Source organism: Achromobacter sp. FW305-C-13 (assembly GCF_058783475.1).
The window spans coordinates 2,464,610-2,479,086 of sequence record NZ_JBYSYN010000001.1; the positions used below are offsets into that span (position 1 = coordinate 2,464,610).

Annotated in this window: 16 protein-coding genes and 1 tRNA gene; 3 read left to right on the forward strand and 14 right to left on the reverse strand. The window is 63.4% G+C overall.

Going from position 1 to position 14,477, the window contains the following annotated elements; genetic code table 11:
- The first annotated feature begins 55 nt into the window (after nucleotides 1-55).
- On the forward strand, nucleotides 56-445 hold the full coding sequence (locus AC3WMU_RS11125; RefSeq protein WP_492282331.1) for a lysozyme inhibitor LprI family protein: 390 nt from the start codon (nucleotides 56-58) through the stop codon (nucleotides 443-445).
- A 33-nt stretch (nucleotides 446-478) separates the two neighbouring features.
- Here the strand turns inward: AC3WMU_RS11125 and AC3WMU_RS11130 are convergent, their stop codons facing one another.
- The 11 genes from AC3WMU_RS11130 to AC3WMU_RS11180 all read right to left on the reverse strand — a co-directional run bounded on the left by AC3WMU_RS11130 (nucleotide 479) and on the right by AC3WMU_RS11180 (nucleotide 9,615).
- Nucleotides 479-1,240 (reverse strand): hypothetical protein, encoded by a 762-nt coding sequence (locus AC3WMU_RS11130; RefSeq protein ID WP_492282332.1) that lies wholly within the window; start codon nucleotides 1,238-1,240, stop codon nucleotides 479-481.
- 251 nt (nucleotides 1,241-1,491) lie between these two features.
- Nucleotides 1,492-1,568 (reverse strand) — tRNA-Pro (locus AC3WMU_RS11135).
- A gap of 233 nt (nucleotides 1,569-1,801) precedes the next feature.
- Nucleotides 1,802-2,236: a MerR family transcriptional regulator gene (locus AC3WMU_RS11140; protein WP_088590392.1), complete on the reverse strand. Its 435-nt coding sequence runs from the start codon at nucleotides 2,234-2,236 to the stop codon at nucleotides 1,802-1,804.
- A 58-nt stretch (nucleotides 2,237-2,294) separates the two neighbouring features.
- Nucleotides 2,295-2,636 (reverse strand): integration host factor subunit alpha, encoded by a 342-nt coding sequence (locus tag AC3WMU_RS11145; RefSeq protein ID WP_006218744.1) that lies wholly within the window; start codon nucleotides 2,634-2,636, stop codon nucleotides 2,295-2,297.
- A 3-nt stretch (nucleotides 2,637-2,639) separates the two neighbouring features.
- On the reverse strand, nucleotides 2,640-5,057 hold the full coding sequence (gene pheT, locus AC3WMU_RS11150; RefSeq protein ID WP_424625794.1) for a phenylalanine--tRNA ligase subunit beta: 2,418 nt from the start codon (nucleotides 5,055-5,057) through the stop codon (nucleotides 2,640-2,642).
- A gap of 13 nt (nucleotides 5,058-5,070) precedes the next feature.
- The gene (pheS, locus tag AC3WMU_RS11155; RefSeq protein ID WP_035213969.1) at nucleotides 5,071-6,093 is read right to left on the reverse strand and encodes a phenylalanine--tRNA ligase subunit alpha; all 1,023 of its coding nucleotides are present in this window, start codon (nucleotides 6,091-6,093) and stop codon (nucleotides 5,071-5,073) included.
- Between the two features lie 77 nt (nucleotides 6,094-6,170).
- Complete coding sequence (rplT, locus tag AC3WMU_RS11160) at nucleotides 6,171-6,530, reverse strand: 50S ribosomal protein L20 (protein ID WP_006218741.1); 360 nt, start codon at nucleotides 6,528-6,530, stop codon at nucleotides 6,171-6,173.
- 15 nt (nucleotides 6,531-6,545) lie between these two features.
- On the reverse strand, nucleotides 6,546-6,743 hold the full coding sequence (gene rpmI, locus AC3WMU_RS11165) for a 50S ribosomal protein L35 (protein ID WP_006226956.1): 198 nt from the start codon (nucleotides 6,741-6,743) through the stop codon (nucleotides 6,546-6,548).
- 336 nt (nucleotides 6,744-7,079) lie between these two features.
- Nucleotides 7,080-8,609, reverse strand: a complete 1,530-nt coding sequence (locus AC3WMU_RS11170) for a YifB family Mg chelatase-like AAA ATPase (RefSeq protein ID WP_006226957.1) — start codon at nucleotides 8,607-8,609, stop codon at nucleotides 7,080-7,082.
- Between the two features lie 155 nt (nucleotides 8,610-8,764).
- Nucleotides 8,765-9,016: an accessory factor UbiK family protein gene (locus AC3WMU_RS11175; protein WP_006226958.1), complete on the reverse strand. Its 252-nt coding sequence runs from the start codon at nucleotides 9,014-9,016 to the stop codon at nucleotides 8,765-8,767.
- A 158-nt stretch (nucleotides 9,017-9,174) separates the two neighbouring features.
- A complete protein-coding gene (locus AC3WMU_RS11180; RefSeq protein ID WP_006226959.1) occupies nucleotides 9,175-9,615 on the reverse strand; it encodes a DUF5339 family protein in 441 nt (146 codons plus the stop codon).
- A gap of 552 nt (nucleotides 9,616-10,167) precedes the next feature.
- Here AC3WMU_RS11180 and AC3WMU_RS11185 point away from each other — a divergent pair.
- A complete protein-coding gene (locus AC3WMU_RS11185; protein ID WP_006218735.1) occupies nucleotides 10,168-10,506 on the forward strand; it encodes a P-II family nitrogen regulator in 339 nt (112 codons plus the stop codon).
- 31 nt (nucleotides 10,507-10,537) lie between these two features.
- Nucleotides 10,538-11,776, forward strand: a complete 1,239-nt coding sequence (gene amt / locus AC3WMU_RS11190; protein WP_492282333.1) for an ammonium transporter — start codon at nucleotides 10,538-10,540, stop codon at nucleotides 11,774-11,776.
- Between the two features lie 84 nt (nucleotides 11,777-11,860).
- Here amt and ptsP read toward each other — a convergent pair whose 3' ends face one another.
- The 3 genes from ptsP to AC3WMU_RS11205 all read right to left on the reverse strand — a co-directional run bounded on the left by ptsP (nucleotide 11,861) and on the right by AC3WMU_RS11205 (nucleotide 14,461).
- Nucleotides 11,861-13,618, reverse strand: coding sequence for a phosphoenolpyruvate--protein phosphotransferase (ptsP, locus tag AC3WMU_RS11195; protein WP_280027964.1), 1,758 nt, complete (start codon nucleotides 13,616-13,618; stop codon nucleotides 11,861-11,863).
- Between the two features lie 55 nt (nucleotides 13,619-13,673).
- Complete coding sequence (locus AC3WMU_RS11200; RefSeq protein ID WP_006226962.1) at nucleotides 13,674-13,943, reverse strand: HPr family phosphocarrier protein; 270 nt, start codon at nucleotides 13,941-13,943, stop codon at nucleotides 13,674-13,676.
- Nucleotides 13,944-14,059: 116 nt separating this feature from the next.
- The gene (locus AC3WMU_RS11205) at nucleotides 14,060-14,461 is read right to left on the reverse strand and encodes a PTS sugar transporter subunit IIA (protein ID WP_006226963.1); all 402 of its coding nucleotides are present in this window, start codon (nucleotides 14,459-14,461) and stop codon (nucleotides 14,060-14,062) included.
- Between the last annotated feature and the right edge of the window lie 16 nt (nucleotides 14,462-14,477).

The window sequence follows — 14,477 nt, forward strand, 5'->3', positions numbered from 1 at the left end:
ACCTCTGGCTCATGGGAAACTGGTGCCCAGCGCAACTTCATCACACCCAACACCCATGATCCGCCCGCTGACCGCCCTTGCCCTATTGCTGATGGCCACCGCCACACACGCCGCCGGCGCGAAAGACTACACCGCCCAATACAACCGCTGCCTGTCGGAGGCCGGCGCCACCAACAATACTTCGGTGCTGAATTGCTCCAGTACGGTGTCCGCGTCGGTCAAAGCGGAAATCAATGCGCTGTACGGCAAACTGCATGCGCGCCTGGCGCAGCAATCGGCGGAAGACGCCAACAAGCTGGAGCAAACACAAAAGGCATGGCTCGCGTACCGCAATGGCCAATGCGACCTGGCGACATCCTATGTGGGCTCACCGATGTTCGGTTATTGCCCCATGCTGTTGAACATTCAAAGGGCCGACGAATTGCGCGAACTGCTGGGGGAATAAACCCCGGTGCGTACGGCGTGAACTGCTGGCGAATCAATCCCCGGCGCCAGCAACCTCCGCCGCCTGCTCGCGATACGCCACGGCGGACATCGTCGTGGCCATCATCACCAGCGCGATGCACAGCAGGATGCCCACAAGACCAAGCGCGATCGCGGCCGCCGACATGTCAGAAACGGCGGTGGATAGCAAGGCGCCCGTGATCACCACGAACACCGCCAGCAGGAACAGCATGCTCATCATCGGCCACGCATGCACGCGCCGCGCCTGACGCGTCCGCCAGAAATCGTACTGGCCCGATACCGCAACGCGTGCAAGGCTCGGCGCAAACGTGCTGACCCCATACAGCACAGGCGCCCATATCGCCGCAAGCGCCAAAAACAGGCACACAAAGAACACGCTATCGGCGTTGGCGCCCAATGAAAAATAAAGAAGGATCGGCACTCTAGCGGTGGCGTACATCAACCCCATGCCTATCGCGATAAGCAGCGCAAGCAAGGCAACGACCCTCCACTCCGGTTTGCCCAAGCGCCAATCCGCATCATCCGCGTGGCCGCCCGCCACGGTCTGCCGAAGCCACGAGACCGACAGGCGCGTCAACGCCAGTACGTTCACGACAACAAGCAAGAAGAATGGCGAGTACACCAAGGACAGGTGCGGCAACAGCAGCGCGATGGGCAGCGTCAAGACGAACACGGCGAACGCCCAAGGCGTAGACCGCCATAGCGCGCCGCCCCGTTGCCAGAGCGTACTTGCCGTCAATGCGAAATAGCGGCTTGCCGGAAGCTTGGTCGTCACGGGGATCCTTTGCGCGAAGAGATTTGGCCTAATCCGCTGGTGTTATACCAGCACTTCCCGTGTTCGGCATGTCGACGCGATGCGCCCACAATACTGACGATGCTTGGCCTTATAACGCGCATCGCAAAGAGCTGAGTGAATGCTCGTAATGTCTGCGACATCAGCAATGCTTGTCCATCAATATGATGGTTCTGAAGCGCCAATGAGAAAGGGGGTTAGTGATTTTCATCACTAACCCCCTAGGGTATTGCTGGTCGGGACGGCGGGATTCGAACTCGCGACCCCTTGCACCCCATGCAAGTGCGCTACCAGGCTGCGCTACGCCCCGAAAGAAAAAGAGTATAGCAGAACAAAAATAAGTTTGCACGCATTGGTGCAAAAAAAGTGCTGAATACTCAAAAAAATTTGCGCCTCATGTTCGTCGCCTGCACGAGCTTCGTGCAAGGCGGCGCGCGCGAGGCGCAACGTACTGCTTGATGCAATGCGCGTTGCTTCAAGAGCCACGCGCGTTGCAGATACTGCGTTCAATCAAACAATCTTGCACGACAAGAAATTCAGCGCTTAAACGGCCGAGCCCGCGTTGCTGGGGGTGACACTGGCGGCGGCGTTTGCCGGCATGCCCAACGCGTCGGCCAGCATCGTCGAAACGTTGCCGAGCTCGTTGCGCAAAGCTTGCATTTCGGCGCCCGACAAACGCACGGCGGCATCTTGATCATGCGGCATGTCGCGCGCATCGCCCAAGCGATTACGCGCGCCGCTGATGGTGAAGCCTTGTTCGTACAGCAACGAACGGATGCGACGGATCAGCAGCACTTCGTGATGCTGATAGTAGCGACGGTTGCCGCGGCGCTTCACGGGTTTGAGTTGCGTGAATTCCTGTTCCCAGTACCGCAAGACGTGGGGCTTGACGCCACACAGCTCGCTGACTTCACCGATGGTGAAGTAACGCTTGGCGGGAATGGGCGGTAAGGTAACGGTGGGTTCAGTACGTGTCATAAGCGAATTTTATGCCGCGCGGGCGCTGGAAGCCGATAACAATTACCGACAAAGCGTATCACTCCGCGGCGTCGGGTGCAGCAGGGGTCGCCTGCTCCACCACGCTCTTGAGTTTCTGACTCGCGTGGAACGTGACCACGCGGCGTGCGGCGATAGGAATGGTCTCGCCGGTTTTGGGGTTGCGGCCAGGGCGCGGCGGCTTGTCGCGCACCTGGAAATTGCCAAAGCCCGAAAGCTTGACCGAGTCTCCGCGAGCCAGGGCATCGCGGATTTCCTCGAAGAACGTATCGACGATGTCCTTGGCTTCGCGCTTGTTCAGGCCGACCCGCTCAAAGAGCAGTTCGGCCAGCTCAGCCTTGGTCAGAGTGCGCGGCTCGGCAGCAAGCATACTGTTCCCCATGGTTCAAGCACGCTGGCGCGCGCCGTGAGCACTGACCAATGCATCCTTGATGCGGGACAGGCAATCCGCCACACGGGCTTCGTCCAGCGTGACTTCAGTGTCCTGTAGCCAGAAACGGAAAGCAAGGCTTTTCTCGGTGACGGGTTCGCTGCCCTGGGCCTTCTCGCGCCACACGTCGAACACGCGCACATCCTGCACCACGGCCAGTTGCGCATCCGCCTTGACGGCCGCGGCCACGGTGTCCAGCATCGATTGCGTGGACACGGGAGCATCGACCCACAACGCCAGATCGCGCACCACCACCGGTTGGCGCGACAGTTCGCGCACCTGCGGCAACTCGCCTTCGGACAACGCATCCACGTTCAATTCGAACACCACGGGCGCGTGCGCCAGATCGGCTTGCTGCGCCCAACGCGGGTGCAGTTCACCGATCCAGCCAATCGCGCGACCGTCGAGTTCGATGCGGGCGCTACGGCCCGGATGCAGCGCCGGATGCGCAGCGGGTTCGAAACGCAGGCGGCGGCCGCGTGCGCCGAACAGCGCTTCGACATCCATCTTCACGTCATAGAAGTCCACCTGGCGCGTCGGAACGCCCCACTGCTCTTCCATGGCCGGCCCCCAGGCCGCGCCCGACAGGCGCATCGGCTGATTCACGCCCGCCACTTCCAGCGGACCGTCCTCGACGGACGCGTCACGCATGAATACGCGGCCCAATTCAAACAGGCGCACGCGCGACTGCTTGCGGTTGGCGTTGTGGCGGATGTTGGCGACAAGGCCGCCGATCAGGCTGGACCGCATGACCGACAGGTGGCTGGCGATCGGGTTCACCAGACGAACCGGCGTCTCGTTGCCTGCGTAGTCGCGCTCCCAATCCGCTTCGACGAAGCTGTAGTTCACGACTTCCTGGTAGTCCTGCGCGGCGGCCAGGCGGCGCAGCGCATGCGCGCCGCGATGCACTTCCGGCTGCGAGAACATCTTGGCGCGCGCCATCGGCGGCACGTCGGGGATGCTCTCGAAACCGTAGATGCGGGCCACTTCCTCGATCAGGTCTTCTTCGATCACGAGGTCGAAACGGTACGACGGCGGGCTGACGACGAAGTCATCGCCTTCAACCGCGAACTCCAGCCCCAAGCTGCCGAAGATCTTGGCGACCTGCTCTTGCGTGACGGGAACGCCCAGCACGCGATGGCAGCGCGCCAGGCGCATGCGCACGGGCGGACGAGCCGGCAGGTTGACGATTTGGTCGTCGATGGGACCGACCTGGCCGCCGCAGATATCGACGATCAGGCGGGTGATGAATTCAAGGTGCTCGGGAATGCTGGCGTAGTCCACGCCACGTTCGAAACGGTGGCTGGCTTCCGAACTGAACTTGTAGCGGCGCGCGCGGCCGGCAATGGCTTGCGGCCACCAGAACGCGGCTTCCAGATAGATGTTCTGCGTGTCCAGCGTCACGGAGGTGGCTTCGCCGCCCATGATGCCGGCCAGGCTTTCCACCTGATCGCCCGCCACCACCACGCCGACCTTCGGGTCCAGCGTGACGGTCTGGCCGTTCAGCAGTTCCAGCGTTTCGCCTTCATGCGCCCAGCGCACGCTGATGTCGCCGCCGATCTTGTCCAGATCGAACACGTGCGACGGGCGGCCCAGTTCCAGCATGACGTAGTTGGAGATGTCCACCAGCGCGGACAGCGAACGCTGGCCGGCGCGTTCAAGACGCGACTTCATCCAGTCGGGCGTTGCCGCGCGGGCGTTCACGCCGCGGATCACGCGGCCGCCGAAACGGCCGCACAGGTCGGGCGCTTCAATCTTGACGGGCAGACGCTCATCCAGCGTGACAGGCACGGCGACGGCGGTCGGCACCGACAGCGGCGCGCCGGTCAAGGCCGCGACTTCGCGCGCCACGCCCAGGATCGACAGGCAATCGGCGCGGTTGGGCGTGAGCTTGAGCGTGAAGAGCGTGTCGTCCAGGTCCAGCGCGTCGCGGATGGACTGGCCGGGCACCATGTCGGCAGGCAGCTCCAACAGACCGGCATGGTCTTGCGACAGACCCAGTTCGCGGGCCGAGCACAGCATGCCCGACGATTGCACGCCGCGCATCTTGGCCACGCCGATCTTCATGCCACCAGGCAGCTCCGCACCCACGCGGGCCAGCGGCACCTTCAGGCCGGCGGCCGCGTTCGGCGCGCCGCACACGATCTGCAGGCGTTCGCCGGAACCGTCGTCCACTTGGCAGACGCGCAGCTTGTCCGCGTCGGGGTGCGGCGCGATGTCGACGATATGGCCCACGACCACGCCGGTGAAGGCGGGCGCGGCGGGCACGGTCTCTTCGACTTCCAGGCCGGCCATGGTGAGCCGGTGCGCGAGTTCATCGGTTGCGATCGGAGGGTTGACCAGCGTACGCAGCCAGGATTCGGGAAATTGCATGATCAGCCGTCTGTTATTCGTTGAACTGGCGCAAGAAGCGCAAATCGCCTTCGTAGAACTGGCGCAGATCGTTCACGCCGTAGCGCAACATCGTCAGGCGCTCAAGTCCGGAGCCGAAGGCAAAGCCGATGTAGCGCTCGGGATCAAGACCGAAATTGCGCACCACTTCGGGGTGCACCTGGCCCGAGCCGGAGATCTCCAGCCAGCGGCCACGGTTGGGCCCCGAGGTGAACATCATGTCGATTTCGGCGGACGGTTCCGTGAACGGGAAGAACGACGGACGGAAACGCACGACAAGATCGTCGCTTTCAAAGAAGCAACGCAGGAAATCGGTGTACACGCCTTTCAGATCGGCAAACGAGATGTCCTCGGCGATCCAGAGCCCTTCCACCTGATGGAACATGGGCGAGTGCGTGGCGTCGCTGTCGACGCGATAGGTGCGCCCCGGCGCGATGACCTTGATGGGCGGCTTGTGCATGCGGGCGTAACGCACCTGCATGGGGCTGGTATGCGTGCGCAGCAGCAGCGGCAGGCCGTCGGCGTCGTTCATGTCGACGTAGAACGTGTCCTGCATGGAACGCGCCGGATGGTCCAGCGGGTTGTTCAGCGCGGTGAAATTGGTCCAGTCGTTTTCCACTTCGGGGCCGTCGGCCACATCGAAGCCAATGGAACGGAAGATGGCTTCCACGCGTTCCCAGGTCCGGATCACCGGATGGATACCTCCCGGCGCGCGACCACGGCCAGGCAAGGTGACGTCAATGGTTTCAGAGGCCAGTCGGGCATCCAATTCCGCCTGCGCCAATGCGGCGCGGCGAGCAGTCAGAAGCTCTTCGACTTTTTGCTTGGCCTGATTGATCCGGGCGCCCATTTCGCGCTTCTGCTCGGGATCGAGTTTGCCCAGGCCTTTCAGCAGCACCGTCAGTGCGCCTTCCTTACCCAGGAATCGAGCCTTTGCGTTCTCAAGCGCGGCGGCATCCGTAGCCGCGGCGAACCGTTCTTGCGCCTGGGAGACCAGGTCGTCAACCAATAGAGTCATGAAATCCAGCCTTCAAAACGCAAACGGGGCTATTACAGCCCCGTTTGCAGCGATGCGCGATGAGTTAAAGCGCGCGATCAGGCAGCCAAGGCAGCCTTGGCTTGCTGCACGATGGCGGCAAAGCCGGCCTTGTCGCGCACGGCCAGATCGGCCAGGACCTTACGGTCGAGTTCGATCGAAGCCTTCTTCAGACCAGCGATGAACACGCTGTAGCTGACGCCATGTTCGCGGACGGCGGCGTTGATACGCGTGATCCACAGAGCACGGAACGTGCGCTTCTTGTTACGACGGTCGCGGTAGGCGTATTGGCCAGCGCGCATGACTGCTTGCTTGGCAATACGGAACACATTACCGCGGCGGCCACGGTAACCCTTGGCGGCGGCAATGACTTTTTTGTGACGTGCGCGGGCAGTTACGCCGCGTTTGACGCGAGGCATATTAGATCTCCCTTATCAAGCGAAAGGCATCATGGCCTTGACGGAGGCCACGTTGGATTCATGAACCGCTGCCGAGCCACGCAGTTGACGCTTGGCCTTGGTGGTCTTCTTGGTCAGAATGTGGCGCTTGAACGCCTGACCGCGCTTGATGGAGCCGCTGCCGCGAACCTTAAAGCGCTTGGAAGCGCTTTTCTTGGTTTTCATCTTGGGCATGATGATTCCCTAAACTTAAACTCGTAGTTGATTTGACATGACGCGAGGTGCTTGGCGTTGCTGGCAAAAAGCCCTAGGGCTAGCACCGATGCAACGGCAAAACTTGTAGACCTGTTGTCACTTCTTGGGGGTACTTCGGGGTTACTGCTGGGTCGATTCCCCCCGGGCTGTGGCATCGCTGCCAGGCACGGGTTCCTCCCAGCTCTTGGCAAAAAGGTACGCCAGATCCGGGAAAGCCTTTGATTATATGGTGATTTCCTGGTCTTTGTCGAGTCGGGCGCGGCAAAAAGCGGAAGGGACCGCCTCTGACACCCAACCAGGAGTTTCAGCGGCCCATCATACCCCCGGGCGCCGGTACTGCACCGCCTGCGCCACATGCCCAGCGCCCAACACGTCCGCCCCTTCCAGATCGGCGATCGTGCGGGCCACCCGCAACGTCCGGTGCAGGGCCCGCCCGGACCCCGCCATGCGGCGCATGGCCTGAAACAGCAGCGCCTGTGCTTCGCCATCCATGGCGCAATGCTGGTCGAGTTCCGCCCCGGCCAGCGCCGCGTTCGGCTTGCCTTGGCGGGCCTGCTGGCGGTCGCGGCAACGGATCACCCTCTCCTGAACCGGGCCGGAGGCCTCGCCGGGCGCACCGCCCATGGATTCGGGGTCGGATGGCGGCAGCGCCACGTGCAGGTCGATGCGGTCCAGCAAGGGGCCCGAAATCTTTCCCGCATAACGCGCCACCTGGTCCGGCGTGCAAATGCAGGCGCGCCCCGGGTGCCCGCGCCAGCCGCAAGGGCACGGGTTCATGGCGGCGACCAATTGAAAGCGGGCGGGGAACTGGGCGGCATGCAGGGCACGGGCGATGACCACCCTGCCCGTCTCAAGCGGCTCGCGTAATGCCTCAAGCGTACGTCTGCTGAACTCGGGGAGCTCGTCCAGGAACAGGACCCCGTGGTGAGCCAGGCTGATCTCGCCCGGACGCGGACGGCTGCCACCGCCCACCAGCGCCGCGACGGACGCGGAATGATGCGGCGACCGGAACGGAGGATGGCCCATCAGCGCCTCGGGCAACCCTGCCAGCGCGGCCACCGCGGCGGCTTCCAGCGCCTGGCTGCGCTGCAGGGGCGGCAACAGGCCCGGCAGGCGAGACGCCAGCATGCTTTTACCCGCGCCAGGCGGCCCGATCATCAACAGGCTATGGCCACCGGCCGCGGCCACTTCCAGCGCCCGCCGCGCGCCGGGCTGCCCCCGCACGTCCGACAGGCATGGCGCGGGCGGCGATGCCGGCCACGCCTTCGGCACTGCATCTGGCAACCGGCACGCACCCGCGACGTGTGCGGCAACGTCCGCCAGGCTTCGCGCCGACAGCACGCCTAGCCCCGGCACCCAAGCCGCCTGCTCCGCGCTGCCTGCGGGCAGGATCAGGATGGCATCAGGCGCCTCCCGCGCCACGCTCAGCGCAATCACCAAGGGAGCCGCCACCGGCACCAGCGCACCGGTCAAGGACAGCTCGCCTGCCAGCACCAGGCCAGCCAGGGAAGGATCAGCCGCGGGCAGATCAGGGCCGCCGCCGTCGGCGGGCGCGGCCAACTGGCCCGAGGCCAGCAACAACCCCAGCGCAATGGGCAGGTCGAACCGGCCGGATTCCTTGGGAATATCAGCAGGCGACAGATTCACCGTGATACGGCCGGGCGGAAACTCGAAACCGCTGTTTAGAATGGCGGCGCGCACGCGCTCGCGGCTTTCGCGCACCTCGGTGTCGGGCAACCCCACAACATTGAAGCTGGGCAGCCCAGGCCCCAGATGCGTTTCAACCCGGACGGCGTGCGCATGCAACCCACTGAGTGCCCGGCTGGCAAGAACGGCAAGCGTCACGACGCTCTCCCGAAGGAACAAGGCCGTCAGTATCGGCAATCAGCAGAACGCCGTGGCCAAGGCAGGGACGTATTCGTCCCTTGCCCGCCGGGATCTCAAATGAAAAACGGCCGCGCTTGGCGGCCGTCAGTGCAGCGATGCAGACAGGCGGGAGCTTACTTGTCCAGCGCCGAAAGACGCTCTTCCAGTTGCTGCACTTGCGCCGCCAGCTGATCCACGCGGGCGCGGGTGCGCGCCAGCAGATCCGATTGGACGTCAAACTCTTCGCGCGTGACCAGATCCATCTTGGTGAACGCCTGCGCCATCATTGCGCGCACGTTCTTTTCCACGTCGGCAGCGGGGCTGCGGGCGATCAGGTCGGAGATGTTCTTCTGGATGTCTTCCATCCACTGGGTGCGATTGTTCATAGCGGCCTCTCGGTGTTCTTGATGCCTCAAGTGTAGTGCTTCGGGCCCCGCGCTGCAGGACGAATGGGCAAAAAAGAGGGCGGGCCGCATGCGGTGACCGCCCATCAAAGCACAGGAGAAAACCGGGCTGCCATGGCGGCAACCCCCTACCAACATCGTTACGGGCAGCCCATCTGGGATGCCGACTGCGAGAACAGGTCAGACGATTGCTTGCACTGCGCTGCCAATTGGGTCTTGTCGGGGATCGCCGCCCACTGCGACTTGGCCGATTCGAGCTGCTGCTTGATACTGGCCGCTGCCGGGTTGCTGCTGCCCAGCTTGTCCATGCACGCGTTGACCTTGGCCAGATACGCTTCGCACTCCGCAGGCACGGAAGGCGAGGTGCTGGCGGTCGGCGGCGTGGAGGCGGTGGGTGGTGCCTGCGTCGTCGGCGCGGGCGTCGCCGCAGGCGGCGTCGAAGCCGGCGGGGTGGCAGTCGGTGCCGGAGTCGTCGACGCGGCCGGCGGGGCCGCCTTTTCGTCGCTCTTGTTGCAACCAGCCAGCACGCCCACCGATGCGGCCAGCGCCAGGATGCCAATCATCTTGCGTTGAATCTTCATGGTGTCCTCTTTCCGTTCTTGCTTCTTATTAGGGCGGGCCGCCACACCGGGAACGTCTCCAGCGACCCGATTCGCCCTGGTCCTTTTGGATGAGCCATGAGCTGTTGTTGATTCTTCTTCAGTGGCCCCTCGGCAACAAGCGTATCCGTGTAAACCCCGGTATCAAGCGCATCCCTGTTTTCGGGCGGCCAGTCCCTTGGCTGGCAGGCGGCTGAATCGCCCCCTGATTCAGGCCACACCCACGGCCTGTAACGCTGTGCGGCCCGAAGCGAGTCAACGTGCAGCAAGCCCGTCCGCGCAAAAATTCACGACAAACCGCAACAATGGCAGCATCAACTGGCTACAAATGTCGGCCTTGAAACATATTTCGTTGCAAGCCGCGATTCCCCACGTTACGCACCATCTTGAGGCTGATGCGTGGTGCATGACGCACCACATTGGTGCTTTCAAGCACAACTCGAGCGCCTCCGCCCCGCTTCCCCGGGTTCAACAAACATGGCATGGAACTTGCTTGATAGACGAAGCCAACGTGCAACCATGAGAGGAAATGCCATGAAACTCATCATCGCCATCATCAAGCCCTTCAAGCTCGACGAAGTGCGGGTGGCTCTATCCGGAATCGGCGTCCAAGGTCTGACTGTTACCGAAGTCAAAGGGTTTGGACGCCAGAAGGGTCACACCGAGCTGTATCGCGGCGCTGAATACGCCGTCGACTTTTTGCCCAAGCTGCGGGTTGAAGCCGCGGTGCCCGACCACCTTGTCGATCAGGTCATCGAAGCGATCGAACAAGCCGCCCGTACCGGAAAGATCGGCGACGGCAAGATCTTCGCCGCCCCCCTGGAACAGGTGATCCGTATCCGAACGGGTGAAGCTGGCGAAGCTGCGCTGTAAATAAATAAAGAAGACTCATTGGAGCCTGAAAATGGATAAAGCAGATATCTCCTGGTTGCTCGTCTCTACCCTGCTTGTATTGATGATGGCCGTACCCGGTCTGGCGATGTTCTATGGCGGCCTGGTACGCAGCAAGAACGCGCTCTCTGTGTTGCTGCAAGTGCTGTGCACGTTCGTGCTGGGCCTGGTTCTCTGGTTCATCTACGGCTATTCCCTCGCGTTCACCGAGGGCAACGCCTTCTTCGGCGGCCTGTCGCGCGCCTTCTTCTCTGGCATGTTCACGCCGGCTGACGGCAAGTACGCCATGTCGAACACCCTGACCGAGCTGCTGTTCGCATCGTTCCAGGCCACGTTCGCCGGCATTACCTGCGCGCTGATCGTCGGCAGCTTCGCCGAACGCGCCCGCTTCTCGGCGGTGCTGGTATTCACGGTGATCTGGTTCACGTTCGCCTATGTGCCGATCGCCCACATGGTGTGGTTCGCCTCCGAAACGGCGCCGGGCCTGCTCAATGCCAAGGGCGCGCTGGACTTCGCCGGCGGCACCGTGGTGCACATCAACGCTGGCGTGGCCGGCCTGGTGGGTGCTTATGTGGTCGGCAAGCGCGTGGGCTACGGCCGCGAAGCCATGCAGCCGCATAACCTGCCGATGACCTTTGTGGGCGCTGCCCTGCTGTGGGTGGGCTGGTTCGGTTTCAACGCGGGTTCGGCCCTGGCCGCCAACGAGAACGCCACCCTGGCCTTCTTCAACACGATGATCGCCACCGCTGGCGCCGTCCTGGCCTGGCTGTTCACGGAATGGGCCGTCAAGGGCAAGCCCTCGATGCTGGGCGCCGCTTCGGGTGCGATTGCCGGCCTGGTGGGCATCACCCCCGCCGCTGGCCTGGTGGGCCCGGTTGGCGCGCTAGTCATCGGTGTGATCGCCGGTATCGTCTGCGTGTGGGGTGTGAATGGTTTGAAGCGCCTCTTGCGTGCCGATGACGCGCTGGACGTGTTCGGCGTGCACGGCGTGGGCGGTATCGTCGGCGCCCTGCTGACCGGCGTGTTCAACGCGCAGATCCTCGGTGGCCCCGGTCTGGCCGAGCCCGGCATGATCGCCCACCAACTGTGGGTCCAGCTGGAAGGCGTGCTGCTGACCATCGTCTGGTCCGGCGTGGTGGCGTGGATTGCCTACAAGATCGCCAACGCCCTGTGCGGCTTGCGTGTGCCGGAAGACCAGGAACGCGAAGGCCTGGACGTCACGAGCCACGGCGAATCGGCGTACCACAGCTGATTCATCGAAGGACGAGAAAAAGCCCGGACCTTGCGGTTCCGGGCTTTTTTTCATTTCACTGACTTGGCGTTGCCGAAGCGTGATTCAGGCGGGATCCAGTGCGTCCAGATCCACGGGCAAGGCGCGGTTCAGCGCGGTAGCCACTTTGATCCGCAAGGCGTTGGAATGCGCACGGCGCACCTCGCGCTTGACGTCCAGCAGCTGCTGCGGGTGCATCGAAAACTCGGTCAGGCCCAGACCCAGCAATAGCCGGGTCATGCGTGAATCGCCCGCCATTTCGCCGCAGACCGCCACCGGCTTGCCGGCACGCTCGCCCGCATTGATGGTATTGGCCACCAGGCGCAGCACGGCAGGATGCAGGGGATCGTAGAGCGTGGCCACATCGTGGTCGCCGCGATCGATCGCCAGGGTGTATTGGATCAGGTCGTTGGTACCGATCGACAGGAAGTCCAGCGCCTGGACGAAAGGCTCGATCGCGATCGCGATGGCGGGCACTTCGACCATGGCCCCCACTTCCATATGCGGCGCATACGCTTGGCCGCGTGCATCCAGCTCGCGCCGCGCGGATTCGATCGCCGCCTTGGTCGCCACCACTTCGTGCATGTGGGCGATCATGGGGATCAGCAGGCGCACCGGCCCGTGAGCCGAGGCCCGCAGAATGGCGCGCAACTGCGTCGCGAACATTTCCGGACGCGCCAGGCAATAACGGATCGCCCGCTGGCCCAACGCCGGATTGGTGGCGACCGTGGCCTCGCCATCCAGCGTCTTGTCCGACCCAATATCCAGCGTGCGGATGGTGACGGGCCGGCCAGCCATGACTTTCACGACCGACGAATAGGCTTCGTACTGCTCTTCTTCGCCGGGCAGGTCCGGACGCCCCATGAACAGAAATTCGCTGCGGAACAAGCCGATGCCGTCGGCACCGGAAGCGAGCGCCAGCGCGGCCTCTTCGGGGAGTTCGATGTTCGCGTGCAGGACAACGTCGATACCGTCCAGCGTGATCGAGGGTTCGTCGCGCAAGAGGCCAAGCTCGGCCCGCTCGTCGGCGTACACCGCCTGGCGGCGGCGATACTCTTGAAGAATCCGGTCCGACGGGTTGACGACCACGGCGCCCGCGGCGCCATCGATGATCAGCATGTCGCCGTCACGGACCAGCTCGCGCACATTGCCCATGGCAACGACGGCGGGCACGCCCATGCTGCGCGCCACGATGGCCGTATGCGAGGTCGGGCCGCCCAGATCGGTCACGAAAGCCGCGAAGCGGCCGCCGCGCAAGCGCAGCATGTCTGCGGGCGAAATATCGTGCGCCACGACCACCAGCGCATCATCGCCGCCCATGTGGGACATGTCCGGCAAGATGGCGGAGGTGCCGGCCAGCACGTGCAACACGCGCTCAATCACCTGGCGGACGTCCGCCCCGCGCTCGCGCAGGTATTCGTCCTCCATGGCGTCGAACTGCTGGCCCAGGATCTGGCCTTGCGTGGTCAACGCCCACTCGGCGTTGTAGTGGCGCTCGGCAATCAGGGCCAGCGTCTGCTCAGCCAGCAACGGATCGCCCAACAGCAGGCTGTGCACGTTCAGCATGGCGCCCAACTCGCGCGGCGCATCGGCCGGCAAGGTGTCGGCCAGTTGCCGCAGTTCATGCTGCGCCGAGGCCAGGGCATCGGTCAGTCGGGCACTTTCCGTGGGCACGTCTTCCGGCGATATCCGGTAGTGCGCCACTTCCAGCGCGGCAGCGCCCATGACGACGGCGCGCCCGATGGCGTATCCCTTGGCAACCCCTTTGCCGTAAAGACAAACGACGGGCCTGGCAGCGCCAGATCCGTCGTATGCGGGGTCCAGGGTCGTGGACGAGCCGGCCCGAGCAGCGCTCAGGCCGGCTGTTTCAGAGGGGGTTCTATTCCTGCTCACCGAATTTGCTGTCGAACAGAGTTTCGATTTCGGAAAGGGCTTGCTCGGCGTCGCCGCCCGAAGCCTCCAGCTTGACCGTCACGCCCAGCCCGGCCGCCAACATCATGACGCCCATGATGCTTTTGGCGTTCACACGCTGCGCGCCGCGCGATATGAAGATCTCGCTTGAAAACTTACTGGCAAGTTGCGTCAGCTTGGCGGCCGCCCGCGCATGCAAACCCAATTTATTGCTGATGACGATGTCTGTAGTAGGCATAGGAAATATTATGACCGCGGATGAACGCCGCGGTGTTGATCACAGCAAAACGCCAAACCGCCAACTGCTTTTCGGCTTGAATTATCAGCCGACATAATAGGGCAAATTCCCGCCCGTCAGTCTACACGCAAGACACCCTGCACCCCGCCGGCCAAGGCCTTCTCACGGGTTTCCGCCAATGGCAGGTTGCGATAAGTCAGCGCCCGCAGCAGCATGGGGGTATTCAGGCCTGCCAGCACGCAGCATTGAATGCCTTGGGCCTGGGCGTCGGCCACCGCCCGCTTGGAGATATTGGCGGGCGTGGCGCCGATCAGGTCCGTCAGCACCAGCACGCCGGCGCCGTGATCCTGCCCCAGGATGTCTTTCAAGACGTCCGGCGCCAGGTCATCCGGCCGGTCTTCGGGCTGGATATCGTGAATGGCCAGCATGCCGTCAAGGTTGCCCATGACGTGGCTGGCGCATTCGCGCATCGCCGCGCCCAAAGGCGCGTGCACGACGATAACAATACCCGTGGTCATGACGGATTCCAGAGAG

What these genes read in the sequence shown, in the direction of transcription:
- rpmI (WP_006226956.1), bottom strand. Translation starts at nt 6,743, where the DNA reads ATGCCCAAGATGAAAACCAAGAAAAGCGCTTCCAAGCGCTTTAAGGTT.
- AC3WMU_RS11200 (WP_006226962.1), bottom strand. Translation starts at nt 13,943, where the DNA reads ATGCCTACTACAGACATCGTCATCAGCAATAAATTGGGTTTGCATGCG.
- rplT (WP_006218741.1), bottom strand. Translation starts at nt 6,530, where the DNA reads ATGCCTCGCGTCAAACGCGGCGTAACTGCCCGCGCACGTCACAAAAAA.
- AC3WMU_RS11180 (WP_006226959.1), bottom strand. Translation starts at nt 9,615, where the DNA reads ATGAAGATTCAACGCAAGATGATTGGCATCCTGGCGCTGGCCGCATCG.
- AC3WMU_RS11125 (WP_492282331.1), top strand. Translation starts at nt 56, where the DNA reads ATGATCCGCCCGCTGACCGCCCTTGCCCTATTGCTGATGGCCACCGCC.
- AC3WMU_RS11185 (WP_006218735.1), top strand. Translation starts at nt 10,168, where the DNA reads ATGAAACTCATCATCGCCATCATCAAGCCCTTCAAGCTCGACGAAGTG.
- AC3WMU_RS11205 (WP_006226963.1), bottom strand. Translation starts at nt 14,461, where the DNA reads ATGACCACGGGTATTGTTATCGTCGTGCACGCGCCTTTGGGCGCGGCG.
- pheT (WP_424625794.1), bottom strand. Translation starts at nt 5,057, where the DNA reads ATGCAATTTCCCGAATCCTGGCTGCGTACGCTGGTCAACCCTCCGATC.
- amt (WP_492282333.1), top strand. Translation starts at nt 10,538, where the DNA reads ATGGATAAAGCAGATATCTCCTGGTTGCTCGTCTCTACCCTGCTTGTA.
- AC3WMU_RS11175 (WP_006226958.1), bottom strand. Translation starts at nt 9,016, where the DNA reads ATGAACAATCGCACCCAGTGGATGGAAGACATCCAGAAGAACATCTCC.
- pheS (WP_035213969.1), bottom strand. Translation starts at nt 6,093, where the DNA reads ATGACTCTATTGGTTGACGACCTGGTCTCCCAGGCGCAAGAACGGTTC.
- AC3WMU_RS11140 (WP_088590392.1), bottom strand. Translation starts at nt 2,236, where the DNA reads ATGACACGTACTGAACCCACCGTTACCTTACCGCCCATTCCCGCCAAG.
- AC3WMU_RS11145 (WP_006218744.1), bottom strand. Translation starts at nt 2,636, where the DNA reads ATGGGGAACAGTATGCTTGCTGCCGAGCCGCGCACTCTGACCAAGGCT.